A 25,385-nucleotide genomic window follows, 5' to 3' on the forward strand; every position below is an offset into this window, starting at 1 on the left:
CGGTGATGGCTCAAGTCAATTTGCAGCATTTATTGCAACTGGTACTAATAGTGGTATAGCAGCAAACGATCAAGCTCCAGGTGTTACTACGCTTAAAGGTGCAATGGCTATGATGGATATAGTTGAAACTGCTACGGCAAATCTTGATGCTATCAGAGCTGACATTGGTGCGGTGCAAAATCAAATCACTGCTACACTTAATAACATCAGTGTAACTCAAGTAAATATTAAATCAGCTGAATCAAACATCAGAGATGTAGACTTTGCAGCAGAAAGTGCAAACTTTTCTAAGTATAACATCCTAGCTCAAAGTGGATCTTATGCTATGAGTCAGGCTAATGCTGTACAACAAAATGTTCTAAAACTTTTACAATAAATCCAAAGTGGGTTTTTGCCCACTTTATATTAAATTTCTTTTTTCTAAGATATCTTGTAAAGGCATAATGGCTATTTTCAAAGCTTTTTCTTGAATCAAGGTTAATTCTGCAATGTCTTCAAGCCAAGTTTTATGTGCTAGTATCCAAGCTGTAAGTTTGTTTTGTTTATCACTTTCATTATGTACAGGAGTAACATAAATTTGAGAAATAGTACTTTCTAAATGAAATAAAGAAGGAGAGATAACTTCTCTTAAAAAAATATATTTTTGACTTTCTAGTGTTGCTTTGAGAGTATCTATTTGAGCGCTTAATTCTTGAGGAGTGTAGCGGATCTTGCTTTGATTATTAAGTGCTTTGTGTAATCTTTTACACTCTTTAAAAAATTTATTACTTGCTTTGATGTGTTGTTTGATTTTTTTATAAGCTTGTAACATAAGTTCATTGCTATTTTTGCGTTTTGGTTTTTGTATTTTTGGAAAAGGCTTTTTGATTTCATTAGTAAGTAAATTTTTGCAAAGTTCTTTAAAAGGTTTTTCTATGGTTCCTTCTATTCTAGCTCCACCCTCTGTAGCATTATAAATTTTTACTTTTGTTTGTTTGTGGAATAAATTTTCAAAAATTTGTTTAAAAATAAGCCATATTTCAGAGCTTTGCACATAGCCTTTTCCGCCATATGCTAGGGTTTCATATTTACCATGATCGCGCTCAAAATCTCCCTCATGATAACTTTCGTGTAAAAAGCCATCGCTGTGTGTTTTACCATCATTAGCATAGGCTAAGTCTTGTCCTATTAAAATGATATTTTCATGCCCTAATAATTGAGCTAGCTCATAATTTAGATGAGCAACACTCATTCCTCCGCTAACATAACCAAAATCATGCAAACCCAAAGAATAAGCAAATGCATAAGCTCTAGAAACTAAAATATATTTTCTTTTATTTTTTTCTAAAAAATTAATACTATCTTGATGGACCAAAGAAACTAAAATAAAAGTTATATCTTTATCAAAATCACCAAAATCATTATCAAAACATTTAGCTACTATATCATCTCTTTCAAGCATACAAACATAATCAGGTTTTATACCTGCTTTTGCTAAGATAGGATAAGCACTATCAGCACAAAAGATAGTTGCTTTATTTGCATATTTCTTAAGCAAAGGAAGTTGTTTTTGTAGTGATGGTCCTGTAGCCACTAATATAGCGTTTTTGCTTTTATGACTTCTTTTTTGTTTTAACTCTTTAAAGCTTGGGTGTGTTAGCATTTTGGGTAAATTTAAAACAAATTGCTCCACTCCTTGCATAGCATCTACTGGGTCATTTCCTTTTCGTAAGGCTATATTTTTGATTACTTTGGAATTTAAGGCACTGATATACTGAATTTCTTTTTTTTGATCTTCATAAAAATATGAGTGAATATGCAAATCATAAGTTCTTAAAAACAAACCCAATAAACTACAAATTAAATCCGCTTTAACATAATTTAATTCTTTAGTATGAACGACAATTAATCTTCCCTCTAAAAGCTCTTTGGAAAAATCAATCATATTAAAGACTAAAAATATAAGCTCTATATCTTTTTCATAAACAATAACCCTTTCATGGGTTTTATTGGTTAATAAATTTTTATAAAAAATTCCATTACCTAAACCATAAAAAAACAACACAGGGTATCTTAGATATTTTTTATTAAAAATTTCTATTTGTTCTTGTAATTCCTTTAGTGGATCTTTATATATGTTTTTTAGATTTTTATAACAAATATTGCAGTTTAAAGGATCTTTATCAAAAACATAAATATAATCTTTTGCTTCTTTGATTTTACCTAATTTTCTTTTTAAGCTCTGGTGTTCGCTTCCTTTTAAAGCTTTGATATTTTTTTTAAAAATTTCTGTTTTCATATTACCCTTTCACCTAAAGAAAATCGTCATTTTTTCAAATAAAAATAGTGTAGTTTTTTACTTAGAAAATAAAAAAATTAAATATGTTGGTTATTTATTATCAAGATTTTCCTTAATAGTCTCATTGTATTTTTCTAGGTATAAAATGATTTCCTCAAAAAAGTCAATTTGCTGAGCTAAGAAAAATTCTAAATCTTTGACTTTCGTAACTTTGTATTTTAAAACCTCACATTCGTTTTGAAAACACCTAGCTTGCACAATATCTGAAAAAAAATCACTTTTTGGTAGCTTTAACCTCAGTTTTTCTAGTTTTTCTAAGTTTTTTTCTTTAATAGCTTTTTTGCATTCATTAATAAATATTTCGCATTGTTTTGTTTGTTTGATAAGTTTTTCTTTACATTGTTTGATTTTTTTTTGAGGATTTTTTGGTTTTGTTAAAGCGATATTTTTGTCAATTTTTTCTTTTAGCATTTCGTCACAAACTTCTTTAAAAGGCTTTTCTATAGTTTCTTCTATCCTAGCTCCGCCTTCTGTAGCATTGTATGTTTTTATATTTAGGATATTTTTTGCAAGAGCAATATCTTTTTCAAAACTTTTTAAAAACAAATACCAAGTGAGTTGTGTTTTAACCTTTCCGTTGCCACCATAAGCGGTTATTTCTTTATAGACTACTTCCTCATCTCCTTGATCACCATATAGATGCTCTTTTGGGTGTGATTTGCCATCATCACTATAGGCTAAGTCTTGTCCTATTAAAATGATATTTTCAAATCTTAAAGCACCAGCAAGTTCATAAGCCATATTGGCAACACTCATAGCATTTCCTAAAAAGCCATACTCATTTAAGCCAAGCTTGCTTTCAAAAAATAAAGGTCTTAAAACAAGTATATAATTTCTATTATTTTTTTCTAAATACTCTATGGTTTTAGGATGGGTTAAAGAAGCAATTATAAATAATATATCTTTATCAAAATCTCCAAAATCATTATTAAAAAATTCACTTGTAAAGTCTACTCTTTCTAGCGAAAAAACATAATCAGGTTTGATCCCTTCTTTTGCTAAAATCGCATAAGAGCTATCAGCACTAAAAATAACAGCATTTTCTTGGTATTTTTTTAAAAGAGGAAGTTGTTTGATTAAAGAAGGGCCTGTTGAAACTATTATAGCGTTTTTTGCCTTTGCTTTTCTGTCTTTTATTAGACTTTTAAAAGGAGTGTGGGTGATGATTTTTTCTAGGTTTATAACATTATGTTTTATTCCTATTAAAGCATCTTTTGGGTCATTTCCTCGAGCAAGCATGAGTGTTTTGATTATATTTAGTAAAGTTTGCATTATATTTTGGGCGTTAGATGAGTAAAAATTGGTGTAAAATTCATTATAAAAATGAAAGTTAAAAATTTTTAATGTATGTTTGATGTTTGGATAATTAAATAAAACTTTGATTTGAGCGGTGTTAATATTTGGTGTAAAAAATAAAATCAATTTTTCCTTTCTTAAAAATGCAGAAAAATCAATCATATGAAAGGCTAAATATAAAATTTCTAATTCATCTTCAAAGATTACGATGTGTTTTAAGTGTTGATTTTTTAAAAGTTCTAAGAAAAATTTTCCATCACCAAATCCGTAAAAAAACAATACTGGATATAGCTCAAATTTTTCAAAGTCAAAAGAGTGATTTTCATCTAAAAGTATTTGATTGTGTGTATCATAAATTTTATTTTCTATAAGTTGAAACCGTTGAGTGTTAGTTAATTTTCTTAATTCATAAGCTAATATTTGATCAACTTCAAAAAGGGCTTGAGTGTTTTTTAAAAATAATTCTTTATTCATTAATATCCATTTTTATTTTAATTATAACAAAATTATATTGAATGTACTTTATATTAATCAACAGCTTTGTAGTTTTGTTGCTTTTATTTTATTTACATATTTTTCAAAGTTATTTTTGATCAGAAAATTTTCTAAATTTAATATATTTGTTTCTAAGGTTATTTTTAATGCAATAATATGTTCGTTAATAATTTCAATAAAAGATAAGTATTCTTTAATCCAAAGAAGCATTTTGTTAAAATTATCTTCTTGTGTTTTAGGGTTAAGCACTTGAATTCTTGCTAAATTAAGCTCAAATTGAACACTAATAGCACTTGTCAGCTCTTTTAAAATATCTACTTTGATAAGTTTTATTTTATAATTTTCTATTTCTTGTATTAAACTAATAAAATTTTTTTCATCACTCATTAAAAAACAAATACGATTGAGCATATATAAATTTTCTTTATGCAAAAACTCACAAAGCTTGATGGCTTGTTGTGTTTTATAAAACGTTTTAAGCATGAGTTCATTTTTTTTATTTTGTGTGATTTTATCAAGTTGTATGAATGATTTTGGTGTGGTGTTTTCAAATAAAGATTCACAAAGCTCTTTAAAAGGCTTTTCTATGGTTCCTTCTATCCTAGCTCCGCCTTCAGTGGCATTATAAGTTTGGATGTTTTGTTTTTTATTATCAGCAATAGCTTCTTCTAGATAATGTTTAAACACCATCCATATTTCGTGTGTTTTCACCATGCTGTTACCACCATAACCCAAAGTTTGAATATGTTCATAATGACTTTCGCAGTCTGCCTTATAATGATAATCTTGAGGATGTGAAAATCCATCATCAGAATAAGCTAAATCTTGTCCTATTAAAATGATATTTTTGTGTTGTAAGCAAGATGCTATGAAATAAGCCATATTTGCCACGCTTGGAGTATTTATTAAGCTACCTAGGTCTTTTAAATGAAAAAGTTTACTAAAATCACCTATTTTTTGTATAAAAATAAAATCCCTATTGTTTTCTTTTAAATATTTAGGGGTGTTTTTATATACAATTTCAGTTAAGATGAATAATATATCTTTATCAAAATCTCCAAAATTATTATTAAAAAATTCACTTGTTTTTTCTATTCTCTCTAAAGATAAAACATAATCAGGTTTTATATTATGTTTTGCTAGTATAGGATAAGCACTATCAGCACAAAAGATAGTTGCTTTATTTGCATATTTTTTAAGCAGAGGGAGTTGTTTGATTAAAGAAGGGCCTGTTGAAACTATAATAGCGTTTTGGTAGGTGTTTTTTCGTTTTGATAATAATTCTTTAAAAGAATGATTTAAAAAAAGATCTGGTAGGTTATAAATAAAATTTTCTATACCTTTTAAAGCATCTTTTGAAGAATTTCCAAATTTTAAAATAGAATTTTTTATATAAGTTTGCATAGTTTCGTTTGTTTTTAAAATATCATTGTGAAATTTTTCATAATAATCACAATGGATATCTAAAAAATAAGTTCTTAAGAAATTAAAAAACGGTGAGCTATTGCATAAAATTTGAAAATGTGTGTAGTTTATATTGTTTATATCTAAAATAATTAGTCGACAGTCTTTTAACTCTTCACTAAAATCTAAAAGATGAAAACTCAGATAAATAAATTCTATTTCTTTTTCAAAAATAACAATTTTTTGTCTATTTTTGTTTTGAAAGAGAATTTTATACAAAATTCCGTTGCCAAAACCAAAAAAATATAATATTGGATATAATAAATATTTATCATTGTATAGATTTATTTTTTCGTTTAACTCATCAAGTGTATTATTATATAACGCTTGTTCTCTTTTATGATGAATAAAATTAATATCTAAAGGATCAGATCCTTGTTTTATTTTAAAATTATTTTGCTTGAAATTTGTTAGTTTTTCTTTTAAATCTTTATTACTTAGAGCTTTTAAATTTTTATTAAAAATATTTTCTTGCATAATTACTCCAAAAAATCTTCTTTTTTTAACGCTTGTCCAAAATCTATATCGCAACTTGCTTTTTTACCAAGTATGATAGGTAAAAATTTAGGATGTAAGCCCAGGCTTGGTCTTATGCTTTTTACATTATCTTGTGTAAAAACCTCACCTTTTTTTATATCTTTACTAGCATATAAGCTTCTTGCAAAATGGCGATTTTTTAAGGTTTTATCATCTATTATTAAGCTAGATTTACCTAGTGCTTGCTCGCTCAAGCGTACCATAGAACACATTTGTTTAAACTCTTCATAATCAAGACTAAATTTAGCATCAGCACTATTTAAGCTTTTATCTAATATAAAATGTTTTTCTATGACTTTTGCTCCAAGAGCTACTGCTAAAGTAGGTGCTAAAAAACCCTCGCTATGATCGCTTAAGCCTACTATGGTTTTAAATTTTTCTTGTAAGGTTTTGATGGCGTTTAGATTTAAATCACAAATTTGCGAAGGATAAGCCGAAGTGCATTTAAGCAAAATTAGATTTGGGTTGTTTTCTTCTTGGAAAATTTTAACAACCATTTCAAGCTCTTCTTCATAAGCTATACCCGTAGAAACCAAAGTAGGTTTGTTTTCTTTTGCCACATAACGCACAAAATCATAATCATTTACCTCAAAAGAAGCGATTTTATAAGCTGGGGGATTAAATTGTTTTAAAAAATTCACATCCTCTTTAGAGAAAGGACTAGAAAAGCATATTAGCCCTTCATTTTTGGCACATTCAAAAAGTTTTTCATGCCACTCATAAGGCGTTTTAGCCTCTTCGTATAATTCGTATAGTTTGCGTCCATGCCACAAACCACCTTCGATAATAAAATCTTTTTTGTCAGAATTTAGTGTTAAGCTATCTGGGGTGTAGGTTTGAATTTTTATAGCATCAGCCCCTGCTTTTTTAGCTGCTTGTATGGTTTTTAAGGCCACTTCAATGCTGTTTGCATGGTTAGCTGAAAGCTCGGCAATGATAAAAACTTTTTCATCTAAATTAAAATTTTCTATAAACATTAAAAGCCTTTTAGCAAATCAAAATTATAGTATTTTATATTTTAATTATTAATTATGATTAAAGGTTTATTTAGTAAAATAAATTTATTATAAGTTTATTAAGGAAAAGCTATGACTAAAACACTTGAGTATTCGATTTATCATTTTTTTGAGCATATTTTAAAATTAAAAATTTCACAAAAAAGCGTGATTAGAGGCGAACTTTATGGGGCTTCTATACCTTTGTATTTTAAAGACGAGGAATATAGTTTTTATTTGTTTTTTCAAAAACAAGCTTTAAATGAAATTGCACAATTTTTATTACATGAAGAATTAAAAGAAGATGGATTGGCAGATTTAGTTAAAGAAGTGGCTAATCAAATCATAGGCTATGCTAAAAAGCTACTTAATGATACTAATGGAAAAGATGAGTATCGTTTAGGTGTTCCTGAGTATTTAGGGCGTATTGATGGATTTTCAAAAATTAAACTCAAAGAAAAATTTACTTATGAAGTAAAAAATGCTTCCTTTAGAATAGGTTATAAAAAAATATGATAGAAGATCATTTAGGATTATTGCAATCTTATGAAGATATTTTAGATATTAGTGTTGATTTTGTTAGTGAGCTTGGCACGACTAATATGAGTGTGAGAGAACTCTTAAAGCTAGAAGTTGGTTCTGTGATAGATCTTGAAAAGCCAGCAGGCGAAAGTGTGGAGCTTTACTTGAATAAAAGAATTTTTGGTAAAGGTGAGGTGATGGTGTATGAAAAAAACCTTGCCATAAGAATTAATGAGATTTTAGATTCTAAATCAGTATTGCAGTATTTTAAAAAAGAATTGCAATGAAATTTATTTGGATTTTACTACTTGCTTTGCCTCTTTTTGGGGCAAAAATTCTTGATTATAATATCTATCCTAGAGAAGATAGGGTGGATATTACTTTTTCATTTGATATTCCTTATAAAGAAGGCATTAGTCAAAAGAGAAAAGGCGATATTATTATTTTTACACTAAATGCTCAAAGTGTTAAAGAAGAAGATAAGATATTAAATTCTAATATAATTAAAAAAATAAAAATTTTTTCAGAAGGTAAAAAAACTTTTATAGCCTTAAGTGTTGGCGATAAGATACAAATTAATGCAGATACGATTGGTGAATATGGATTAAGACTACGCGCTCAAAAAGAAGGTATGAATTTAGCAACTAAAAATAGCTTAGAAGAAAAAAATGAGGAGATAAAAATGCAAGAGTATGATTTTACAAATTATATTTTAGTTGTAAGTGTTTTGATACTTTTGCTTGTTGGACTTTGGTTTTTAAAAATGTATTTAAGACAAAAACATCCTTTAGATAGAAATTTTACTTTGATTTTTCAAAGACCACTTGATAGACATAACCAACTTGTAGTCTTTGAGTATGGCTTAAAACGCTATACTATGATCATAGGAAATTCTAATGTGGTATTAGAAACAAGTGAAGCTATGATGAAAAATGAGGAACAAAACAAAACATCCCAAAAACCAAAAGAAAAAGACTTTGATTCTTATTTTGAAGAAAATAAACAAAGATTGCAAAATTTACTTTTAAAACAAAATGCTTAATTAGATTGATTAAAAGCTAAAACAATAAGTTTTGGCTTTGAAATTTTTTTGATTTCTTCTCTTGAAAAATAAATTTGTTTTTTTGTTGAATAAATATATAAGGTATGATTTTTTAATGTAAAATCAAGATTTTCATCACTATCTTTAGCAAGTTTTTTTGCTAGTGTTAGAATAAAATTAAGCCAAGCTAATATATGGTTATTTGGTAATAATTCTTTAACATGTTCTATAGCAAGGGGATTTATTTTTTTACCATTGGCTTTTAAAAGAGTTGCAATAAGCAAAATTTCTTTGTGTGAAAAGCCAAAGTTTAAGCCACTCATTGCCATATAGGCGCTATGTTCATTAGCAAAATAAAAATTAATTTTTTCACCTATATGGGCTAATTTAGCAGCGCTTAAAAGATCTTTTTTAAAATCTGAACTTATTTTGTGAATAGGTGAAAGCACATCAAATAATTTACTTGCAAAATAAGCACTTTTATCTTTATAATCAACACCAAAGCGATCTTGTAAGGATTTTAAACTTGGGTTGAAATTTGGCGGAAATTTGGCATTAAATTGCGAAAAGTCATTAGTGTCGTTTTTTATTTTGGCGTATTTTTGAAAAAGATTAGATAAAAACACGCCTTCTCTGACACCTACTGCAGAAGTGATGATATTTTTAGCTTTGAGTTTTTTAGCTAAGGCTAAAAATATAACACAACCTTCTTTTATAGTATCAAAGCGATCTTTTTTGATATCAAAATCTGTTAAATTTTTTGCATTTTGAATTTTTTCTATATAATTTTTTTCTCTTTCAAAGCTGTAGCTGAAATTATGGATTATTTTTAAAGGATAGGAATTTTTTTTCATTATAGAATTTGACAATGCTCTTAAGCTTCCACCTATGGCAATAATATTTTCACTTTGAAAATGTTTTGGAACTTGCATTAGAGCTTCTTGTATGAATTGATCTAGAGCATTTAATCTTTTAGTATCATAAAAAATCTCTTTTAATCTTACGGTTCCTAGATTAAGCGAAATACAATCTATAATTTTACCTTCTTTAATCAAGCAAAGCTCGGTTGATCCTCCACCTATGTCTATGGTGGTGGCATTTTGAATATTTGATAGTAAATTTAATGCAGCAAGACCACCTAAAAATGATTCTGTTTTACCATTAATGCATTTTATGTTTAAACCCACATTTTTTGATATTCTAGTAATAAATTCTTTTGCATTAGGCGCATCTCTTAGCGCAGAAGTTCCAACAGCAATAATTTTCCTACATTTTTCTTTTACAGCTTTTTCTTTAAAATAAGCTAGTGCCTTCTCGGCCTTAAACATGGCTTCTTCTTGGAGGATTTTGTTGTTATTATAAGCATTTTCTCCAAGTCTTACTTTCTTTTTGTGTTCACTGCAAATAAAAAAACCATATCTTGAGGTTCTTTCAAAAACAACCATACGAACGGAGTTAGAGCCAAGATCAATTACTGCTGTTTTTTTAGCCATTAAATATCTTTATTTTTATGTTTTAAGCGAAGCTCATCAATACTTTCTACATTATCAGGATCAGGTATGATACAATCTACTGGACAGGCCACTATACAGGCTGGTTCTGAAAATTCATTCACACATTCAGTACATAAATCAGGATCTATGACATAGATTGGATCATTATCATAAATTGCTTCATCTGGGCATTCTTCTCTGCATGCATCACAGGATATACATTCTCTAGTGATTAAAAGTGACATACTTTTCCTTTTATTGATAATAAAGCAAACTTATACTATATAAAAACTTATAGCTAATTTAAAAAGAGATAAAAATATTTAATTTTTAGAATGATTAAATCATTCTAAAAATTTTTAGTTAGTTTTTTTAGGAAAACAAAAGCGATATCCTCTGCGGCGCACAGTTTCTATAGTGGAAATATTAAGAGGTTTATCCATTTTTTGTCTTATTTGATTGATTGCAACTTCTATAACATTTGGAGTTACAAGTTCAGGTTCTTCCCAAATAGCATCTAAAAGTTGTTCTTTTGATACGATTTGATCAGAGTGTCTAGCAAGGTGAGTTAAAACTTCAAAAGGCTTTCCTTTTAACTCTATGTCTTTTCCTTGATAAGTGATTTTTTCTTCATCAGGATCAATCACTAAATCATCAATCTTAATCACATTTGTCCCGCCAAATCTAAGTCTAGCTTCGATTCTTGCCATTAAAATTTCAAAATCCAAAGGTTTTTTTATATAATCATCTGCTCCAGCTTTTAAAGCTTTGATTTCATTTTCTTTATCTGCTTTTGTACACATTGTTACTATAGCAGTTCTTGGAGATTTTTGTTTGATAGCATTGATCAAATCGCTTGCATCATTATTGCCTATAGTCCAATTTGATAATACTAAATCATAATGTCTAATACCTATAAAATACTCAGCGTCTTTAAAATTTTCTGAAGTGTCGCTTTGGTAGCCAAACTCATTTAAAGTGTTTGATAAGGTTTTATTAAGCGATGCTTCATCTTCTACAACTAAAATACGCATTTTATTCCTTTGAAGATAGTTTTAGTGCAAAAGTATAACACAAATTAAGCAAATGTTCAAAATTCTTTAAAAAATTTTTAATATTTTTTGCTTAAACTAGCTCCAACGCACGCATTTTTGATGATATCGGGCTTATAACAAGTAATATTTATAAATTGAAGTTTTTTATGATGTTTTTTGATATCTTTGCATATATATTTTAAAGATTTTTCTATAGTCTTAAATTTTTTCTTTTTATAGATTTTTTCTATTCTAGTGCATAATTTTGCATAATCTAAAAATTTCTTACTTTTAGCTTCTAATTCTATTAGGACTTTTTGCTCTTGGATTCTTTCAAAATCCAAAAGCCCTATAATGCATTTAAATTCTAAGCTAACTTTTATATGACTTTGCATTCTTGTTTTCCAATAAGCCTTAAAATATTTGGTATGTGTTTATAAACTACTATAAAAGCGATGATAAATATCGGCGCATGGGTATTAATCACAGGCATATCATAATGAAATATAAAAGAAGTTGCAATTAAAACAATTAAAGCTCCAAGTGAGGCCAAGCTTGAAATTTTAAATACCTTACCTATAATAAACCAAGCCAAAAGTGCACATATAATCTCAAAAGGTAAAAATACTGCTAAAACCCCAGCTCCAGTAGCTACTCCTTTGCCACCTTCAAATTTTAAATAAGGAGAAAAACAATGGCCAAATACTGCTAAAACCGCCATAGTCCATAAGATATTTTCATCATAGCCTAAAATTTTTGCTACTAATATAGGTGCAATTCCTTTAAGTGCATCTAAGACAATTGTTGCAACAGCAAGTGTTTTGGCAAGCTTAGGATCGCTTTCTTTTACTACTCTTAAAACATTGGTAGCACCTATGCTTTTACTGCCTGCATTTTTGATATTTGTTTTGGCAAAAATTTGAGCTAGTAAAAGACCAAAAGGTATAGCACCTATAAGATAAGCTAAAAGATAAATTATTAAATTTTCCATTTACTTTCTATCCTAATTCTATAAAGATTTATAATAATGATAGCAAAAAACTCTGAAATAAATATTTAAGAGATATTTTATCCTATAATAATTTTTATTTTTAAATATAAATTTTTTATTTTATTTAAAGAAAATTATAGATATATTTTCAATAAGTTTATTTTAAATAGGCTTTATTTTATCTTATTTAGGAGTGAATAATGAAAAAAATTTCATTATTAGTTGCATCATCATTATTAGTTGCATCAACTGCTTTTGCTAACGATAAAGCTTTGCTTGATGAAGCAAAAGCAGCAGGTTTAGCACCTTTGCCAAAGGATCAAGCAGGCGTTGAAAAACTATTAAAAGAAATGGGCGTTAAAGCTAGCAAGTTTTCTAAAGAAAAAGCTAATCTTGGTAAAAAGCTGTATTTTGAACCAAGACTTTCTAAAAGTGGTTTGATTTCTTGTAATACCTGTCACAACTTAGGTATGGGTGGTGCTGATGGTATAGCAGCAGCTGTAGGACACAAATGGACTGCTAATCCTCATCATTTAAATTCGCCAACAGTTTATAATTCTGTTTTAAATTCAACTCAATTTTGGGATGGTAGAGCAGGTACTTTAGCAGATCAAGCAAAAGGACCAATCGAGGCAGAACCTGAAATGGCAACTCCTGCTAAGTTAGCAGTAGAAAAAATTTCTTCTATGCCAGAATATGTTAAAGAATTTAAAAAAATATATGGTAATGATGGGGTAACTTTTGATAATATAGCAGATGCTATTGCTACATTTGAAAGAACACTTCTAACTCCATCTAAATTTGATAAATTCTTAGAAGGTGATACAAAAGCTTTAAGCAAAAAAGAAAAAGAAGGTTTAAAAACTTTCATCGATAAAGGCTGTACAGCTTGTCATACAGGAGTAAATTTAGGTGGTAGCATGCAAGCTTTCCAAGTGGCAGCTAAATATAAATTTGCAAATGTAGGTGATTTTAAAGGTGATGCAAATGGTTTAGTTAAAACTCCAACTTTAAGAAATATTGCCGAAACAGCTCCATACTTCCATAATGGCGCTATTTGGTCTTTACAAGATGCGATTAAAGAAATGGGTAGTGTGCAACTTGGCATAGAAATTTCTGACAAAGAAGCAGCTTCTATAGAAACTTTCTTACATGCTCTAACAGGCAAAAAACCAAGCATTACTTATCCTCAACTTCCAAAAGCTACTGAAAAAACTCCAAAACCAGAGCTTTAATTAAAATTTTCCCTAAAGATATTTCTTTAGGGAATGTTGTTTTTTGTTTATTTTTTATATATAATACATTCTTAATTTTTAATTAGGAATTGGCTATGAAAAATAAAATTTTATTTAGTGTGATTGCATTAACAGCTATTTTATTTAGTGCGTGTGCTAATCATGCAAAAGTAAACAATGAATTAGAGCAAAAGTTAACCCAAAAGATATGTTCTGATGAATTTTTTACTCAAGAAATGACTAAGGTGGATAAAAAAGATGATCCAGTATATGTAGGATTAAATGCAGGTTTAATCGCAAAAAATTGTGGAGATTTTAATCTTAGTAATGAATTTTTTGATAAGGTTGAGGAATCTTATCAAGTTGATGTGGATTTAAGAAGTGGCGCTCAAAAAATTGCTAAAACAGCTGTAACTACATTAATAAATGATTCCATATTAGACTATGATGGCTCTTTATATGAAAGAATAATGGTAAATACATATAAGGGTTTAAATTTTATGAGTGAGGGTGATTATAATAATGCAAGAGTGGAGTTTAAAAGAGCTTTATTGCGTCAAGATAGAGCAAAAGATTATTTTAAAGCTCAAATTGCTAAAAATAAAGCAGAATTAGAAAAGGCCAAAAAAGAAGATCCAAATTTTAATAAAAATTTTAGTGAATCAACAAAACAAATAAATGCTCAATATGAAGTTTTGTTTGAAGAATTTTCAACAAGTAAAAATTTTACCAATCCTTATGCAACTTACTTAGCTTCGATTTTTTATTATATGAGTAAAGATTATACTTTGGCTAAAGATTTATTTAAAGAAATAAAGATTTTAAACCCAAAAAATAAAGAAATTAATAAAGAGTGGAAAGCAATTAGCAATGCTAAATCAAAAAATAAATATGTTTTTATTGTTTATGAGAATGGTTTTGGTGTGATAAAGGATGAGTTTAAATTAACTCTGCCTTTGATTTTAAATGACACTCTTACGACAACTTCTATTGCTCTACCTAAGCTAAAAAAAAGAAGTCAGTCTTTTGAGTATTTAAGTGTAAATGATACTAATACTACAAAATTAGTTGATTTGGATAATGTTGTAGCAAGCGAGTTTAAGTTCGAGCAACCATCAATAGTTACAAAAGCAATAGTTTCAGCTATCTTAAAAACTACTTTCAATGCAGCAGTAGCTAATAATGACTCAACAGGAGGTTTTTTAAGCCTTGCTAGTGGTATCATGAATGCAGCAACTACTCAAGCTGATGTTAGATCTTGGAGAGGATTGCCACAAAATATTGGTATTGTTATGATTAAAAATACAGGTAAAATTATTATCAAAACTCCAAGTAATGATGTGCTATTTGAAAGACAGATTAATCCAAAGAAAAATGCATTGGTTGTAGTGCGTTCTTTTGCACCTAATATTGCTCCAAGTATAAATATTATAGAAAAATGAAAAAGATAATTTTTTTATTGTTATTAAATTGTATGTTATTGGTTTCGCAAGATACTTTTGATGCAAATTTTAAACATACAAATGTAAAAAGTATAAAAGAAAGAATAAATAATGCAGGATTATTAGAAGTGCAGATTACTTTTTATAGTTCTGTTGATAAAAAGCTTTCTTATAAAATAGAATGGTTTGATAAGGATGGGTTTGCTATAAAAAATACTATTGATAAAAACTATAAAAATATAAGATTATTAGCTAAACAAGAGTATATTATACAAAATATAGCTAGCAATAAGGAAGCAAAAAAATATAAAATATATATTAAATAAAAAAGGATAAAAAATGCAAAAAATTAAAATTTTAACAAGTGTAGTGGTTATAGGTGTTTTATTTAGTGCGTGTATGCAACAACCTATTTATGTAGATGGAACTGCGACAAAAGTAAAACAAGGCGATTCTTTAAGCATGGCTTTAACTGGTGAAGATTTTGACAATACAGCTAAAGAAATGTTAAATAGTTTGTTTAATTCAAGTTATGTTGTGAATAAAATAGGAAATTCAGGTAAGGCTATTGTGGCAGTTTATGATGTGGTAAATGATACGGCTTTAAGAATAGATACTAGAAATTTGACTGATTTGATGGTAGAAGAACTTATAAATTCAGGTAAATTTGCAGCTTCAGCTACTCAAGGCAGTGATAGTGCTACTCAAAATAATATGGATGATGTAACGAGCGATAAAGATGATGATAGATATGATAAAGCTACAGTATCTAAAAATCATACGCAAATTAGTGCTTCTTTGACTTTACAAGGAAGAATTGGTCAGCAAAATATAAAATTAAGCAACGGTAAAACCCAAGTTGAATACTTTTTTGTTATGAAATTAGCTGAAAAGGGCAGTGGTTTGGTAGTATGGCAAAAAACTAATAGAATCAATAAACTAGGATCTAGTAAAACTGTAAGCTGGTAATATAAAACAACAAGGAAAGATATGATGAAAAAAAGATTTGTTATTGGATCATTATTGGTAGCGAGTTTTCTTTATGCTCAAGCAACTCCACAAGTTGAAATTACTCAAGAAGATATTAAAATTCAAAATGAAATGTCAGATGCTAGCTCTAAAGATATTACTCCAAAATCTTTAGATGATTTTTTTGAAGAATTTGCAGATAATTTTGGTATAGAATATGGTATTACAAAAGATGGAAAAACCTTTTATACGGGTAGAAGTGTAGTTGCGCTAAGCGATAGCGATCCTCAATTTGCTCAAGCTTTGCAAAATGCTTACCAAAAAGCTATGCTTAATTTACAGTCTGATTTTATTGAAGATGCCTTTGGAAGAATGGCAGTGAGTAAAATTCAAAATTACGAAGCTGATAATTCTACTAATGCAAAAGAATTTGAAGAACTGCCAAAAGGAAGTGTTGTAGGGCAAATTTTTGATAAACTGGTTCAATTAAGTGGTGCAAAATTAGATAAAGCTTTGAGAGATTTGGGTATTAATGTAGAAGGTTTAACAGAGGAAAGAAAGAAGATTTTATTAAAAGAAGAGTTTCTTAATAAAACAATTACTAGTGCAGTTGGCTCAATGAGCGGTTTAATTCCTGTGCAAACTATAGTTACGCAAAGAAGAGGGCAATATGATATTGGTGTAATTGCAGTTGTTTCTAAAAAAACTCGTCAACTTGCTAAAGATATGTCTTTAGCGCGTCAAAGCAAGATCAAAGGTAAAGGAAAAAATATCAACGAGTATTTACCAAAAGACAATAAAAGCTTTCTTAATGAATATGGCATTCGCTTAGTTTATGATGAAAAAGGTTCACCGGTTATTTTAAGCTATGGAAATTGGGGTTATATTGCTGATGCAAATAATGCCAAGAAGACAAATATATTAGAAGATAGGGCTAAAGATACAGCTTCAACTATGGCTGATGCAGCTATAATTGAATTTATCAATACAAATTTAAGTTTAAAAGATGAAAAAACTACAGGTGAAAGTTATGAAGAAATCATCAAGCAAAGCTTAAATATCAATGACAACACTACTCAAGAACAAATTCAAGATTTCACAAATATTGTAGAAAAAATCAATACAAAAATAAAAGCAAGTGCTAGCGGAAAAATCAAAGGCATAGGAACACTTAAAAGATGGAATTATACAAGCGAAAATGGTATAGAACATGTAGGTGTTGTAAGATTTTATTCTTATGATAATGTGGCAAATATTAACGAAGCTTTAAAATCAAATTCAAACACTAGTGTCCCAAAAACTGAACCTAAAAAGTCTTCTAATATACAAAGAAGTTCTAATGTTGTAAATGATATAGATGATTTTTAGGAAAAATTTATGAAGATATTACAAATTTGTATTTTGATTTTATGTTTTCATTTGAGTTTATATGCCAAAATAATCACCACAAGCACTACCAATTCAAGTACAGGCGAGGGTATAGGAGCTAGCAGAGAAGAGGCAATAAATAATGCCATAATAGAAGCTATTGGTAAATTAAATGGTGTTAATATTGACTCAACCAAGCAGTCTTTTGTCGGGGTAAATTCAAATAATAAAAAGACTAATATAGAAGATAGCTATAAAGAGCAAATCATAAAAGCTACAAAAGGCAGAGTTGATGCATATGAAATTGATAGTGTGGTTCAAGAAAACGACAAATACATAGCAAATGTAACCATTTTTAAAACTACTACTCATAAAAAATATCAAATACCAGGTTATAAGCCAGATAGTAGAAGAAGTATTACGGTATTTAATACCTCTTCTAAATACCAAGAGCTTGGAAACATTTTACAGCAAAAAATTATCACAGATTTACTTCAAAGTAGGAAATTTAATGTTTTAGATAGAGATTCTAAAGGTTATTATGAAATGGAGAAAGCTTTGATAAATTCATCTAATACGCATAAAGATGAAATTTACAAACTTAAGAATGTTTTAGCTACTGATTATATATTATTATTTAATGTTGGTGGAGTTGATCTTAAAACCAAAGGAAATAAAAATAAAATAGATGTTGTGGTGGATTATCGCGTGCTTTTATTTGCCACCAGACAAATTAAATTTTCAAATACTTTAACCATGTCAGCTTCTGTTAAAGGTGATTCTTTAGCAGCTAGTGAAAAGCTAAGTGAAAAAATTGCAAAGAAAATTTCAGATGATATTTTAAATGCTATTTATCCTTTAAAAGTTGCACAAGTTAGTAATAATGAAGTAGTCTTCTCGCAAACTTTGAGTAATGATGAAATTTATGAGTGTTATTCTTTGGGTGAAGTGATAAAGGATGCTTATACTAAAGAAAATACAGCAAGAATAGAAACAAAAAGTGGAAAGGTTCAAATTATCCGCTCAACACCAAAACTATCATATGCTAAAATTCTTGAAGGAAGTGTTAAAAAAGATGATATTTGTAGACCTTTAGATGATAGCGGTGTTGGAATGGAAAAACAACATAGTGTAAATCCAAATGGTACAGTAAATTTAGGTTGGTAATTAACCTAAATTTAAAATTATTTTGAGTATAATCTCAAGTTTTAACCACTAAAGCTTTTTAAATTTATGTTTTATACATAATGCTTTATGGTGCTACCAAAATATTTTAAGAAAGGATAGCTGTATGTATGCTATTATAAAACACAGTGGAAAACAATATAGAGTAAGCCAAGGTGATGAGCTTAAACTAGATCGTTTTGAAGCTGAAGCAAAATCAAGCGTAGAAGTAAGTGAAGTTCTTGCTGTATGCGATAAAGAATTAAAGGTAGGTGCGCCGTTTGTTGCGGGTGCAAAAGTTGTTTTAGAAGTGATTGCTCATGGAAAAGACAAAAAAGTTGTGATTTATAAAAAAAGACGTAGAAAAGACTCAAAATTAAAACGCGGTTTTAGAAGACAATTTACTCGCGTTAGAGTAGTAGATATTAAAGCTTAAGGAGTAAAGAATGGCACACAAGAAAGGTCAAGGTTCAACTCAGAATAATCGTGATTCTATAGGTCGTCGTCTAGGTGTTAAAAAATTTGGTGGAGAATTTGTTCGCGCTGGTAACATCATCATTCGCCAAAGAGGAACAGCAACTCATGCAGGTAATAACGTAGGCATGGGAAAAGATCATACAATTTTTGCTTTAATTGATGGTTTTGTAAAATTTGAAAGAAAAGATAAAAATAGAAAAAAAGTTTCTGTTTATCCTGCATAATTTTTAAGGCTACTTTGTAGCCTTTTTCTTCTTTTTAATCTTAATATATTAAAAAAAATATAATATCATTTTAAAAATTTATACTTTGGTGATTGTATGTTTATAGATAATGTAAAATTAGTTTTAAGTTCAGGTAATGGTGGTAAAGGTGCTGTGAGTTTTCGCCGTGAAAAACATGTTCCACTTGGTGGACCTGATGGTGGCGATGGTGGAAATGGTGGCGATGTGTATTTTATATGTGATAACAATACCCATACCCTAGCGCACTTTAAAGGCAAAAAAGAACTTAAAGCACAAAATGGCCAACCGGGTTTAGGTCGTAATAAAAATGGTAAAAGAGGGGAGAGTTTAGAGTTGATTGTCCCTCAAGGCACTCAAGTAATTGATGCACAAAGTGGGGAAGTTTTACTTGATATGCTAGTAGAAGGCCAAAAAGAACTCTTTTTAAAAGGCGGTAAAGGTGGTCTTGGCAATACTCACTTTAAAAACTCTACTAATCAACGCCCAGATTATGCCCAACCAGGCGTGGCAGGAAAAACCTTAAGTGTGCGCTTAGAGTTAAAACTCATAGCAGATGTTGGGCTTGTAGGCTTTCCAAATGTAGGAAAATCTACTCTTATAAGCGTAGTGTCTAATGCAAGACCTGAAATAGCTAATTATGAATTTACTACTTTAACTCCAAAACTTGGTATGGTTGAAGTAGATGATTGTAATTCTTTTGTAATGGCAGATATCCCAGGTATTATAGAAGGTGCAAGCGATGGTAGGGGTTTGGGACTTGAATTTTTAAGACACATAGAAAGAACTTCTTTTTTACTTTTTGTGCTTGATCCATTAAGAGATATGAGTTTAAAAGAACAATTTTGCATTTTAAGAAAAGAATTAGAAAAATTTTCAAGCAAACTTTATGCAAGAAATTTTGGCTTAATGCTTTCAAAAAGTGATAGTGTAAATTTAGGTGAGGAATTTGCACAAAAAATGGAAGATGATTATAATGAGTTAAAAGCTTATTTGCAAAGTCAAAATAATCCACAAAGCTTTTTTGTTAAAGTATCAAGCCTTGAAAAAACAGGTTTAAAAGAGCTTAAATTTATGCTTTTAGAAGAAGTTAAAAAAATTAGAAGTCAAAATAATCTTTGATGAGTGAAAATTTAACTATAGATTTTATCCAAGAATATATCAAGTCCAATTTTAAAGGTTTGGTATATAAATTTACCTATAAAGAACATAGCTTTTTTTATAATCCCGATAAGGTTTTAAAAAACAGAGTTTATTTTTGTACTATTAAAGAAAATGATGGCATAAATGATAAAGCTTCGAATTTAAATAGAGAAGGTGTGTTTCGTCTAAGTTGCTCTCTTTGTGATCAAGATTACCAAAATCTTTTTGGTCAAAAACCTAAAAAAGCTTTAAAGGGTGAAATTGTTAGTTTAAATTATGATTTTTCTATGCTTGATCTTATCATGCCTCATCCAATTTATGCTTATATGGGATATATTTGTATTAACAATCCTTCAAGAAAAAATTTTGAAATTTTTAAAGATTATCTTGAGCTTTCATATCAAAAAGCTATAAAAACTTATCAAAAAAGGATAGTGGCGCTATGAAAAATATCATTTTTATGGGAACTCCCTCTTATGCAACATGTATTTTAAAAGAGCTTGTTGATAAAGGGTTTAATGTCCAAGCTTTATTTACCCAGCCTGATAAACCTGTGGGAAGAAAGCAAATTTTAACTCCAAGTGATACTAAAAAGTTTGTTTTGGAAAATAATTTAAATATAGAAATTTTCACTCCAAAAAGCTTAAAAGATGAAAACACAATCAATGGAATAAAAAGCTTAAAACCTGACTTTATAGTTGTTGCTGCTTATGGGAAGATTTTACCAAAAGAAATTTTAGATATTGCTCCTTGTGTCAATTTACATGCTTCCTTGCTTCCTAAATATCGTGGCGCTTCGCCTATACAAAGTGCTATTTTAAATGGGGATAAAATAAGCGGGGTTTGCACTATGCTTATGGAAGAAGGGCTTGATAGTGGTGCTATTTTAGAAAACATAGAATGTGATATAGAAGGTAAAAATTCAGCTGAAGTTTTTATTATGCTTTCCAATTTAGCAGCTAAGCTTACTATTTCTACACTTTTGAATTTTGAAAAAATTGTCCCAAAAAAGCAAGATGAAAGTTTAGTTACACATTGTAAAAAAATTAAAAAAGAAGATGGCTTGATTGCTTTAAATAATGCAAGTGAAATTTATCAAAAATTTCTAGCTTTTGCACCTTGGCCTGGAATTTTTTTAGAAAATGGTTTGAAATTTTTAGACATAGAGCTAATTGATAGTGAAAAAACTCAAAAACCAGGTGTGATTTTACAAATAGAAAAGGAAAGCTTTTTGCTTTCATGTACAAAAGGTATTTTAAGGATTAAAACTTTACAAGAAAGTGGAAAAAAAGTTTTAGACGCTAAGACTTATTTAAATGGAAAAAGGTTAAAACTTGGAGATAGTTTATTTTGATGAACTTGAATCAACTCAAGTTTATTTAAGTGATAAAATTCGCAGTGGAGAGATTACTAACAATACAGCCATTTGTGCTTTTATCCAAAGTGCTGGTATAGGTAGTAGAGATAATACTTGGCAAAGCAAGCAAGGAAATTTACATGTATCTTTTTGCATAAAAACTCAAGAATTAGCACAAGATCTTCCTTTGGCTTCTGCTAGTATATACTTTGCATTTTTAATGAAAGAAGTATTGCAAAGACAAAATTCAAAAGTATGGATTAAATGGCCTAATGATTTTTATATAGAAGATAAAAAAATAGGCGGATTGATGAGTTCTAAAATCAATGATTTTTTAGTTGTAGGAATGGGGATTAATCTTAAATACGCCCCATTTAATGCTGAAATTTTAGATATAGAAGTGGATATAGCAAAACTTTTAAATGAGTATTTTTCTTATGTAGATGAGAAAATTTTATGGAAGAATATTTTTAGCAAGTATATGCTAGAATTTGAAAAATCAAGAAATTTTTTTATACATAATGAAGGTAAGATTTTATCTTTAAAAGATGCTTTGTTGTATAAAGATGGTTCTATATTGTTAGATAATAAAAGGATATATAGTTTAAGATGAGTGAGATAATAACTATTGCAAATCAAAAAGGTGGGGTAGGTAAAACTACTACCGCTATTAATCTAGCGGCTTCTTTGGCAGTAGCTGAAAAAAAGGTTCTTTTGATAGATATTGATCCACAAGCTAATGCTACAACAGGACTTGGTTTTAATAGAAGTAATTATGAATATAATATTTACCATGTTTTTATAGGTAGGAAAAAACTTTCTGAAATTATTTTAAAAACTGAGCTTCCGCAATTATATTTAGCTCCATCGAATATTTCTTTGGTTGGAATTGAGCAAGAAGTAGTAAAAGAAAGCGGAGAATATAGAACAATTTTAAGAGAAAAAATCAAAGAAATTGCCAAAGATTATGATTTTATTATCATTGACTCACCTCCTGCGCTTGGAAGCATTACGGTAAATGCTTTTGCGGCAAGCGATAGTGTTATTATCCCTATACAATGTGAGTTTTATGCGCTTGAGGGTGTTGCGATGGTTTTAAACACTATTAAATTTGTGAAAAAAACTATCAATCCAAAACTAAAAATAAAAGGCTTTTTGCCAACTATGTATAGCTCACAAAATAATCTTTCAAAAGATACTGTGGAAGATTTAAAACAAAATTTCAAACAAAAGCTATTTAGAACAGGTGATAATGAAGATGATTTCATCATCATACCAAGAAATGTAAAACTTGCTGAAAGTCCAAGCTATGGAAAGCCTATTATACTTTATGATATAAAATCTCCAGGTTCAGTGGCATATCAAAATTTAGCACATTCTATATTAGGATAAAAAATGGCAAAAAAAAGTGCATTAGGAAGAGGTTTAAGTAGCATTTTGGCTGATATTGATGAGGTTTATGAAAAAGAATTAGGCTCTAATGAAGGCAGAATAGAAGAAATTGATATAGATTTAATTAGTCCAAACCCTTATCAGCCAAGAAAAAATTTTGATACCCAAGCTCTAGAAGAACTTGCAGGTTCTATTAAAGAATATGGTTTGATTCAGCCTGTTGTGGTTTTTAAAAAAGATGAATTTGATTATATTTTAATAGCAGGTGAGAGAAGATTTAGGGCATGTAAGCTTTTAGAAAAAGAACAAATTAAAGCTGTAGTTTTAAACGTAGATGATATAAAATTACGTGAGCTTGCTTTAATAGAAAATATTCAAAGAGAAAATTTAAACCCTATAGAATTAGCACATTCTTATAAAGAGTTATTAGAAATTCATGATATCACTCAAGAAAAATTAGCAGATCTTATTCACAAATCAAGACCTCAAATTGCTAATACCTTAAGACTTTTAAATTTAAACGAGCAAACGCAAAATTTCATTATAGAAGGTAAAATTTCACAAGGTCATGCAAAAGTTTTAGTGGGACTTGAAAAAGAAGAAGAAAAAATGATAGTTGATACTATCATAGGGCAAAAACTCAATGTAAGAGATACCGAAAAGTTAATTAAAAATTTTAAAAACACAAACCAATTAGAAAAAAACACAACTTTAAACAAACAATATCAAACTATAATAAATTTAAAAGAAAAAATTGAATCTTTAGGCTTAAAAGTAAATGCAAAAGATTTAAAAATTACTATAAATTTTGAAAATGAAGATGAGGTTAGGGAATTTCTAAAGACATTAAATTAAATATGTTTTTAGGTATGTTTTGCTATAATTTCGCGTTTTATTTAGATTTATTTAGGAGTATTAATGTTTAATGATGTACATTTTTCCATCATGATAGCCACCGGTGTCATTTTTTTGCTTATGATAGCGATTTTAAATTCTATGCTCTATAAACCTTTGATTAAATTTATGGATTCTAGAGATTTAACCATAAAAAATGATGAAGAAAAAATGAAAAAAAATTCCGACGATGTTTCAAATGTGGAAAGTGAGTTGGAAAAAATTCATATCCAAACAAGAGATGAAATCAATCAAATCAAAGCAAAAGCCATAGAAGAAGCTAAATTAAAACAAGAAAAAGAATTATCAACAAGAAAAAGAGAATTAGAAGATCAAATGCTTGTTTTTCTTAAAAGTCTAAAAGAAAAAGAAAAAGAGTTAAAAGAAGAAATGCGTTTAAAAATGCCAGAATTTAAACAAAGCTTTAAAAATAGCTTGAGTAAAATTTAAGGAAGATAAATGTTGAAAAAAATTACATTATTATCAATACTTCCTTTTTATGCTTTTGCAGCAGGTAATGGAAGTGGTGAGTATGATATTATTCCAAGAGCGGTGAATTTTGTTTTATTTGCTGCTATTTTGTATTATTTCATAGCAACACCTTTGAAAAATTTCTATAATGGTAGAATTGCAAAGATTGCATCTAGAATGAATGAAATTCAAGAAAAACTTATTGCAAGTAAAAATCATAAATTAGAAATGATGAAAAAATTAGATTTAGCCAAACAAGAAGCTGTTAATGCAATTGCTCTTGCAAAAAAAGAGGCAGAAATTATTACTGAAAAAATCGAGAATGAAACAAAAATGGAAATTAAAGCTCTAGAAAAAACTTACGAAGAGCACAAAGAATATGAAATAAGAAAAATGGAAAAAGAAGTTGTGCAAGCAGTTTTAGAAGAAATTTTTGAAGATCAAAATTTACAGCTACAACAAAAAGAAATTTTAAATATCATGATGAAAAAGGTGTCTTGATGGAAAAAGTAATTGCTAAAACATATGCAAAGGCAATATTAGAAAGAAATGATTTTGAAGATTTTTATTCTAATTTGTTAGAGTTAAGCTCAGCTTTTGCATCTAATAAATTTATAGATATTTTAAATTCATACGAAATAAAACAAGACAAAAAATTAGAGTTAATACTTTCATTATTGAATAATCCAAGTGATGCTTTTAAAAATTTTATAAATTTGATTGTGGATAATAAAAGAGAAATGCTAATTCCAGAAATCACTAAAGAATTAAGTGAACAAAAAGCATCAAAAGAAAATACATTTTTAGGACAGGTTTACTCAAAAGAAAAATTAAGCGAAGAAGAAATTAAAAATTTAGAGGAAAAACTTAGTCTTAAATTTAATGCAAAAATTAGATTAGATAGTAAAATAAGTGATAATGACAGTGTGAAAATTAGCTTAGATGGACTTGGATATGAAATTTCATTTTCAATGCAAAGCTTAAAAGCTAAGATGAATGAATATATATTAAAAGCAATTTAAGG

The 25,385-nt window shown here is 28.7% G+C and carries 30 protein-coding genes; 21 read left to right on the forward strand and 9 right to left on the reverse strand.

Going from position 1 to position 25,385, the window contains the following annotated elements; all coding sequences use genetic code 11:
- Window positions 1-376 (forward strand): flagellin (locus L8X30_RS00005; protein WP_263678363.1); only part of this gene is annotated, 376 nt, incomplete at its 5' end.
- 24 nt (window positions 377-400) lie between these two features.
- Here the strand turns inward: L8X30_RS00005 and L8X30_RS00010 are convergent.
- The 4 genes from L8X30_RS00010 to pseI all read right to left on the reverse strand — a co-directional run bounded on the left by L8X30_RS00010 (window position 401) and on the right by pseI (window position 7,107).
- Window positions 401-2,278, reverse strand: coding sequence for a motility associated factor glycosyltransferase family protein (locus L8X30_RS00010; RefSeq protein WP_263678364.1), 1,878 nt, complete (start codon window positions 2,276-2,278; stop codon window positions 401-403).
- A gap of 90 nt (window positions 2,279-2,368) precedes the next feature.
- Window positions 2,369-4,108 (reverse strand): motility associated factor glycosyltransferase family protein, encoded by a 1,740-nt coding sequence (locus L8X30_RS00015; RefSeq protein WP_263678365.1) that lies wholly within the window; start codon window positions 4,106-4,108, stop codon window positions 2,369-2,371.
- Between the two features lie 57 nt (window positions 4,109-4,165).
- Complete coding sequence (locus L8X30_RS00020) at window positions 4,166-6,070, reverse strand: motility associated factor glycosyltransferase family protein (protein ID WP_263678366.1); 1,905 nt, start codon at window positions 6,068-6,070, stop codon at window positions 4,166-4,168.
- 2 nt (window positions 6,071-6,072) lie between these two features.
- Complete coding sequence (pseI, locus tag L8X30_RS00025) at window positions 6,073-7,107, reverse strand: pseudaminic acid synthase (protein WP_263678367.1); 1,035 nt, start codon at window positions 7,105-7,107, stop codon at window positions 6,073-6,075.
- 111 nt (window positions 7,108-7,218) lie between these two features.
- On the opposite strand from pseI, the gene L8X30_RS00030 reads away from it, so the two are divergent.
- From L8X30_RS00030 to L8X30_RS00040, 3 genes are read left to right on the forward strand one after another with little or no spacing between them, the layout of a single operon-like run.
- On the forward strand, window positions 7,219-7,641 hold the full coding sequence (locus tag L8X30_RS00030) for a hypothetical protein (RefSeq protein ID WP_012660918.1): 423 nt from the start codon (window positions 7,219-7,221) through the stop codon (window positions 7,639-7,641).
- Complete coding sequence (gene fliN / locus L8X30_RS00035; RefSeq protein WP_012660919.1) at window positions 7,638-7,934, forward strand: flagellar motor switch protein FliN; 297 nt, start codon at window positions 7,638-7,640, stop codon at window positions 7,932-7,934. Before L8X30_RS00030 ends, fliN begins: the two co-directional genes overlap by 4 nt.
- Window positions 7,931-8,689 carry a hypothetical protein gene (locus tag L8X30_RS00040; RefSeq protein WP_263678368.1) on the forward strand — a complete coding sequence of 253 codons (759 nt, stop codon included), beginning with the start codon at window positions 7,931-7,933 and terminating at the stop codon, window positions 8,687-8,689. Before fliN ends, L8X30_RS00040 begins: the two co-directional genes overlap by 4 nt.
- Here L8X30_RS00040 and L8X30_RS00045 read toward each other — a convergent pair.
- From L8X30_RS00045 to plsY, 5 genes are all read right to left on the reverse strand, one after another.
- On the reverse strand, window positions 8,686-10,182 hold the full coding sequence (locus L8X30_RS00045; protein ID WP_263678369.1) for a Ppx/GppA phosphatase family protein: 1,497 nt from the start codon (window positions 10,180-10,182) through the stop codon (window positions 8,686-8,688). The two genes, L8X30_RS00040 and L8X30_RS00045, sit on opposite strands and share 4 nt — an antisense overlap.
- Complete coding sequence (locus tag L8X30_RS00050; protein ID WP_012660922.1) at window positions 10,182-10,427, reverse strand: YfhL family 4Fe-4S dicluster ferredoxin; 246 nt, start codon at window positions 10,425-10,427, stop codon at window positions 10,182-10,184. The genes L8X30_RS00045 and L8X30_RS00050 overlap by 1 nt, the downstream gene beginning before the upstream one ends.
- A 114-nt stretch (window positions 10,428-10,541) precedes the next feature.
- Window positions 10,542-11,216, reverse strand: coding sequence for a homeostatic response regulator transcription factor HsrA (hsrA, locus tag L8X30_RS00055; protein ID WP_039667907.1), 675 nt, complete (start codon window positions 11,214-11,216; stop codon window positions 10,542-10,544).
- Window positions 11,217-11,293: 77 nt separating this feature from the next.
- On the reverse strand, window positions 11,294-11,611 hold the full coding sequence (locus L8X30_RS00060) for a dihydroneopterin aldolase (protein ID WP_173787072.1): 318 nt from the start codon (window positions 11,609-11,611) through the stop codon (window positions 11,294-11,296).
- Window positions 11,596-12,207 carry a glycerol-3-phosphate 1-O-acyltransferase PlsY gene (gene plsY, locus L8X30_RS00065; RefSeq protein ID WP_263678371.1) on the reverse strand — a complete coding sequence of 204 codons (612 nt, stop codon included), beginning with the start codon at window positions 12,205-12,207 and terminating at the stop codon, window positions 11,596-11,598. Before plsY ends, L8X30_RS00060 begins: the two co-directional genes overlap by 16 nt.
- 200 nt (window positions 12,208-12,407) lie before the next feature.
- On the opposite strand from plsY, the gene L8X30_RS00070 reads away from it, so the two are divergent.
- The 17 genes from L8X30_RS00070 to L8X30_RS00150 all read left to right on the forward strand — a co-directional run bounded on the left by L8X30_RS00070 (window position 12,408) and on the right by L8X30_RS00150 (window position 25,383).
- Complete coding sequence (locus tag L8X30_RS00070) at window positions 12,408-13,442, forward strand: cytochrome-c peroxidase (RefSeq protein WP_173787074.1); 1,035 nt, start codon at window positions 12,408-12,410, stop codon at window positions 13,440-13,442.
- Between the two features lie 95 nt (window positions 13,443-13,537).
- Window positions 13,538-14,884: a COG3014 family protein gene (locus tag L8X30_RS00075; protein ID WP_263678373.1), complete on the forward strand. Its 1,347-nt coding sequence runs from the start codon at window positions 13,538-13,540 to the stop codon at window positions 14,882-14,884.
- Window positions 14,881-15,210 carry a YcfL family protein gene (locus L8X30_RS00080; RefSeq protein ID WP_263678375.1) on the forward strand — a complete coding sequence of 110 codons (330 nt, stop codon included), beginning with the start codon at window positions 14,881-14,883 and terminating at the stop codon, window positions 15,208-15,210. Before L8X30_RS00075 ends, L8X30_RS00080 begins: the two co-directional genes overlap by 4 nt.
- A gap of 13 nt (window positions 15,211-15,223) precedes the next feature.
- Window positions 15,224-15,853 (forward strand): penicillin-binding protein activator LpoB, encoded by a 630-nt coding sequence (locus tag L8X30_RS00085; RefSeq protein ID WP_263678377.1) that lies wholly within the window; start codon window positions 15,224-15,226, stop codon window positions 15,851-15,853.
- Between the two features lie 24 nt (window positions 15,854-15,877).
- Window positions 15,878-17,221 (forward strand): DUF6844 domain-containing protein, encoded by a 1,344-nt coding sequence (locus tag L8X30_RS00090; RefSeq protein WP_263678598.1) that lies wholly within the window; start codon window positions 15,878-15,880, stop codon window positions 17,219-17,221.
- A gap of 9 nt (window positions 17,222-17,230) precedes the next feature.
- On the forward strand, window positions 17,231-18,388 hold the full coding sequence (locus L8X30_RS00095; protein ID WP_263678379.1) for a hypothetical protein: 1,158 nt from the start codon (window positions 17,231-17,233) through the stop codon (window positions 18,386-18,388).
- Window positions 18,389-18,512: 124 nt separating this feature from the next.
- Window positions 18,513-18,821 (forward strand): 50S ribosomal protein L21, encoded by a 309-nt coding sequence (gene rplU / locus L8X30_RS00100; RefSeq protein ID WP_039617324.1) that lies wholly within the window; start codon window positions 18,513-18,515, stop codon window positions 18,819-18,821.
- 10 nt (window positions 18,822-18,831) lie between these two features.
- Window positions 18,832-19,086, forward strand: coding sequence for a 50S ribosomal protein L27 (gene rpmA / locus L8X30_RS00105; RefSeq protein ID WP_002862355.1), 255 nt, complete (start codon window positions 18,832-18,834; stop codon window positions 19,084-19,086).
- Window positions 19,087-19,182: 96 nt separating this feature from the next.
- Window positions 19,183-20,226 carry a GTPase ObgE gene (gene obgE / locus L8X30_RS00110; RefSeq protein ID WP_263678381.1) on the forward strand — a complete coding sequence of 348 codons (1,044 nt, stop codon included), beginning with the start codon at window positions 19,183-19,185 and terminating at the stop codon, window positions 20,224-20,226.
- Window positions 20,226-20,693: a DUF6194 family protein gene (locus L8X30_RS00115; protein ID WP_263678382.1), complete on the forward strand. Its 468-nt coding sequence runs from the start codon at window positions 20,226-20,228 to the stop codon at window positions 20,691-20,693. Before obgE ends, L8X30_RS00115 begins: the two co-directional genes overlap by 1 nt.
- The gene (fmt, locus tag L8X30_RS00120) at window positions 20,690-21,601 is read left to right on the forward strand and encodes a methionyl-tRNA formyltransferase (RefSeq protein WP_263678383.1); all 912 of its coding nucleotides are present in this window, start codon (window positions 20,690-20,692) and stop codon (window positions 21,599-21,601) included. Before L8X30_RS00115 ends, fmt begins: the two co-directional genes overlap by 4 nt.
- Window positions 21,582-22,217 (forward strand): biotin--[acetyl-CoA-carboxylase] ligase, encoded by a 636-nt coding sequence (locus tag L8X30_RS00125; protein ID WP_263678384.1) that lies wholly within the window; start codon window positions 21,582-21,584, stop codon window positions 22,215-22,217. The genes fmt and L8X30_RS00125 overlap by 20 nt, the downstream gene beginning before the upstream one ends.
- Window positions 22,214-22,996, forward strand: a complete 783-nt coding sequence (locus L8X30_RS00130; RefSeq protein WP_012660935.1) for a ParA family protein — start codon at window positions 22,214-22,216, stop codon at window positions 22,994-22,996. The genes L8X30_RS00125 and L8X30_RS00130 overlap by 4 nt, the downstream gene beginning before the upstream one ends.
- A 3-nt stretch (window positions 22,997-22,999) precedes the next feature.
- Window positions 23,000-23,851, forward strand: a complete 852-nt coding sequence (locus L8X30_RS00135; protein WP_263678387.1) for a ParB/RepB/Spo0J family partition protein — start codon at window positions 23,000-23,002, stop codon at window positions 23,849-23,851.
- A gap of 63 nt (window positions 23,852-23,914) precedes the next feature.
- Window positions 23,915-24,340 carry a FoF1 ATP synthase subunit B' gene (locus L8X30_RS00140; protein ID WP_173787084.1) on the forward strand — a complete coding sequence of 142 codons (426 nt, stop codon included), beginning with the start codon at window positions 23,915-23,917 and terminating at the stop codon, window positions 24,338-24,340.
- Between the two features lie 9 nt (window positions 24,341-24,349).
- A complete protein-coding gene (locus tag L8X30_RS00145) occupies window positions 24,350-24,862 on the forward strand; it encodes a F0F1 ATP synthase subunit B (RefSeq protein ID WP_173787085.1) in 513 nt (170 codons plus the stop codon).
- Entirely contained in the window at window positions 24,862-25,383 is a 522-nt protein-coding gene (locus tag L8X30_RS00150) for a F0F1 ATP synthase subunit delta (RefSeq protein ID WP_263678389.1), read from the forward strand. Before L8X30_RS00145 ends, L8X30_RS00150 begins: the two co-directional genes overlap by 1 nt.
- Window positions 25,384-25,385: the final 2 nt, after the last annotated feature.

This window comes from Campylobacter sp. CNRCH_2015_0338h, from assembly GCF_025772785.1.
Taxonomy (GTDB): domain Bacteria; phylum Campylobacterota; class Campylobacteria; order Campylobacterales; family Campylobacteraceae; genus Campylobacter_D.

What these genes read in the sequence shown, in the direction of transcription:
- L8X30_RS00080 (WP_263678375.1), top strand. Translation starts at nt 14,881, where the DNA reads ATGAAAAAGATAATTTTTTTATTGTTATTAAATTGTATGTTATTGGTT.
- L8X30_RS00070 (WP_173787074.1), top strand. Translation starts at nt 12,408, where the DNA reads ATGAAAAAAATTTCATTATTAGTTGCATCATCATTATTAGTTGCATCA.
- L8X30_RS00130 (WP_012660935.1), top strand. Translation starts at nt 22,214, where the DNA reads ATGAGTGAGATAATAACTATTGCAAATCAAAAAGGTGGGGTAGGTAAA.
- L8X30_RS00090 (WP_263678598.1), top strand. Translation starts at nt 15,878, where the DNA reads ATGAAAAAAAGATTTGTTATTGGATCATTATTGGTAGCGAGTTTTCTT.
- plsY (WP_263678371.1), bottom strand. Translation starts at nt 12,207, where the DNA reads ATGGAAAATTTAATAATTTATCTTTTAGCTTATCTTATAGGTGCTATA.
- L8X30_RS00095 (WP_263678379.1), top strand. Translation starts at nt 17,231, where the DNA reads ATGAAGATATTACAAATTTGTATTTTGATTTTATGTTTTCATTTGAGT.
- L8X30_RS00045 (WP_263678369.1), bottom strand. Translation starts at nt 10,182, where the DNA reads ATGGCTAAAAAAACAGCAGTAATTGATCTTGGCTCTAACTCCGTTCGT.
- L8X30_RS00040 (WP_263678368.1), top strand. Translation starts at nt 7,931, where the DNA reads ATGAAATTTATTTGGATTTTACTACTTGCTTTGCCTCTTTTTGGGGCA.
- obgE (WP_263678381.1), top strand. Translation starts at nt 19,183, where the DNA reads ATGTTTATAGATAATGTAAAATTAGTTTTAAGTTCAGGTAATGGTGGT.
- L8X30_RS00010 (WP_263678364.1), bottom strand. Translation starts at nt 2,278, where the DNA reads ATGAAAACAGAAATTTTTAAAAAAAATATCAAAGCTTTAAAAGGAAGC.
- L8X30_RS00050 (WP_012660922.1), bottom strand. Translation starts at nt 10,427, where the DNA reads ATGTCACTTTTAATCACTAGAGAATGTATATCCTGTGATGCATGCAGA.
- L8X30_RS00145 (WP_173787085.1), top strand. Translation starts at nt 24,350, where the DNA reads ATGTTGAAAAAAATTACATTATTATCAATACTTCCTTTTTATGCTTTT.
- L8X30_RS00115 (WP_263678382.1), top strand. Translation starts at nt 20,226, where the DNA reads ATGAGTGAAAATTTAACTATAGATTTTATCCAAGAATATATCAAGTCC.
- L8X30_RS00150 (WP_263678389.1), top strand. Translation starts at nt 24,862, where the DNA reads ATGGAAAAAGTAATTGCTAAAACATATGCAAAGGCAATATTAGAAAGA.
- L8X30_RS00030 (WP_012660918.1), top strand. Translation starts at nt 7,219, where the DNA reads ATGACTAAAACACTTGAGTATTCGATTTATCATTTTTTTGAGCATATT.
- hsrA (WP_039667907.1), bottom strand. Translation starts at nt 11,216, where the DNA reads ATGCGTATTTTAGTTGTAGAAGATGAAGCATCGCTTAATAAAACCTTA.
- fliN (WP_012660919.1), top strand. Translation starts at nt 7,638, where the DNA reads ATGATAGAAGATCATTTAGGATTATTGCAATCTTATGAAGATATTTTA.
- rpmA (WP_002862355.1), top strand. Translation starts at nt 18,832, where the DNA reads ATGGCACACAAGAAAGGTCAAGGTTCAACTCAGAATAATCGTGATTCT.
- L8X30_RS00060 (WP_173787072.1), bottom strand. Translation starts at nt 11,611, where the DNA reads ATGCAAAGTCATATAAAAGTTAGCTTAGAATTTAAATGCATTATAGGG.
- L8X30_RS00015 (WP_263678365.1), bottom strand. Translation starts at nt 4,108, where the DNA reads ATGAATAAAGAATTATTTTTAAAAAACACTCAAGCCCTTTTTGAAGTT.
- L8X30_RS00140 (WP_173787084.1), top strand. Translation starts at nt 23,915, where the DNA reads ATGTTTAATGATGTACATTTTTCCATCATGATAGCCACCGGTGTCATT.
- L8X30_RS00135 (WP_263678387.1), top strand. Translation starts at nt 23,000, where the DNA reads ATGGCAAAAAAAAGTGCATTAGGAAGAGGTTTAAGTAGCATTTTGGCT.
- pseI (WP_263678367.1), bottom strand. Translation starts at nt 7,107, where the DNA reads ATGTTTATAGAAAATTTTAATTTAGATGAAAAAGTTTTTATCATTGCC.
- L8X30_RS00085 (WP_263678377.1), top strand. Translation starts at nt 15,224, where the DNA reads ATGCAAAAAATTAAAATTTTAACAAGTGTAGTGGTTATAGGTGTTTTA.
- L8X30_RS00075 (WP_263678373.1), top strand. Translation starts at nt 13,538, where the DNA reads ATGAAAAATAAAATTTTATTTAGTGTGATTGCATTAACAGCTATTTTA.
- rplU (WP_039617324.1), top strand. Translation starts at nt 18,513, where the DNA reads ATGTATGCTATTATAAAACACAGTGGAAAACAATATAGAGTAAGCCAA.
- L8X30_RS00020 (WP_263678366.1), bottom strand. Translation starts at nt 6,070, where the DNA reads ATGCAAGAAAATATTTTTAATAAAAATTTAAAAGCTCTAAGTAATAAA.
- fmt (WP_263678383.1), top strand. Translation starts at nt 20,690, where the DNA reads ATGAAAAATATCATTTTTATGGGAACTCCCTCTTATGCAACATGTATT.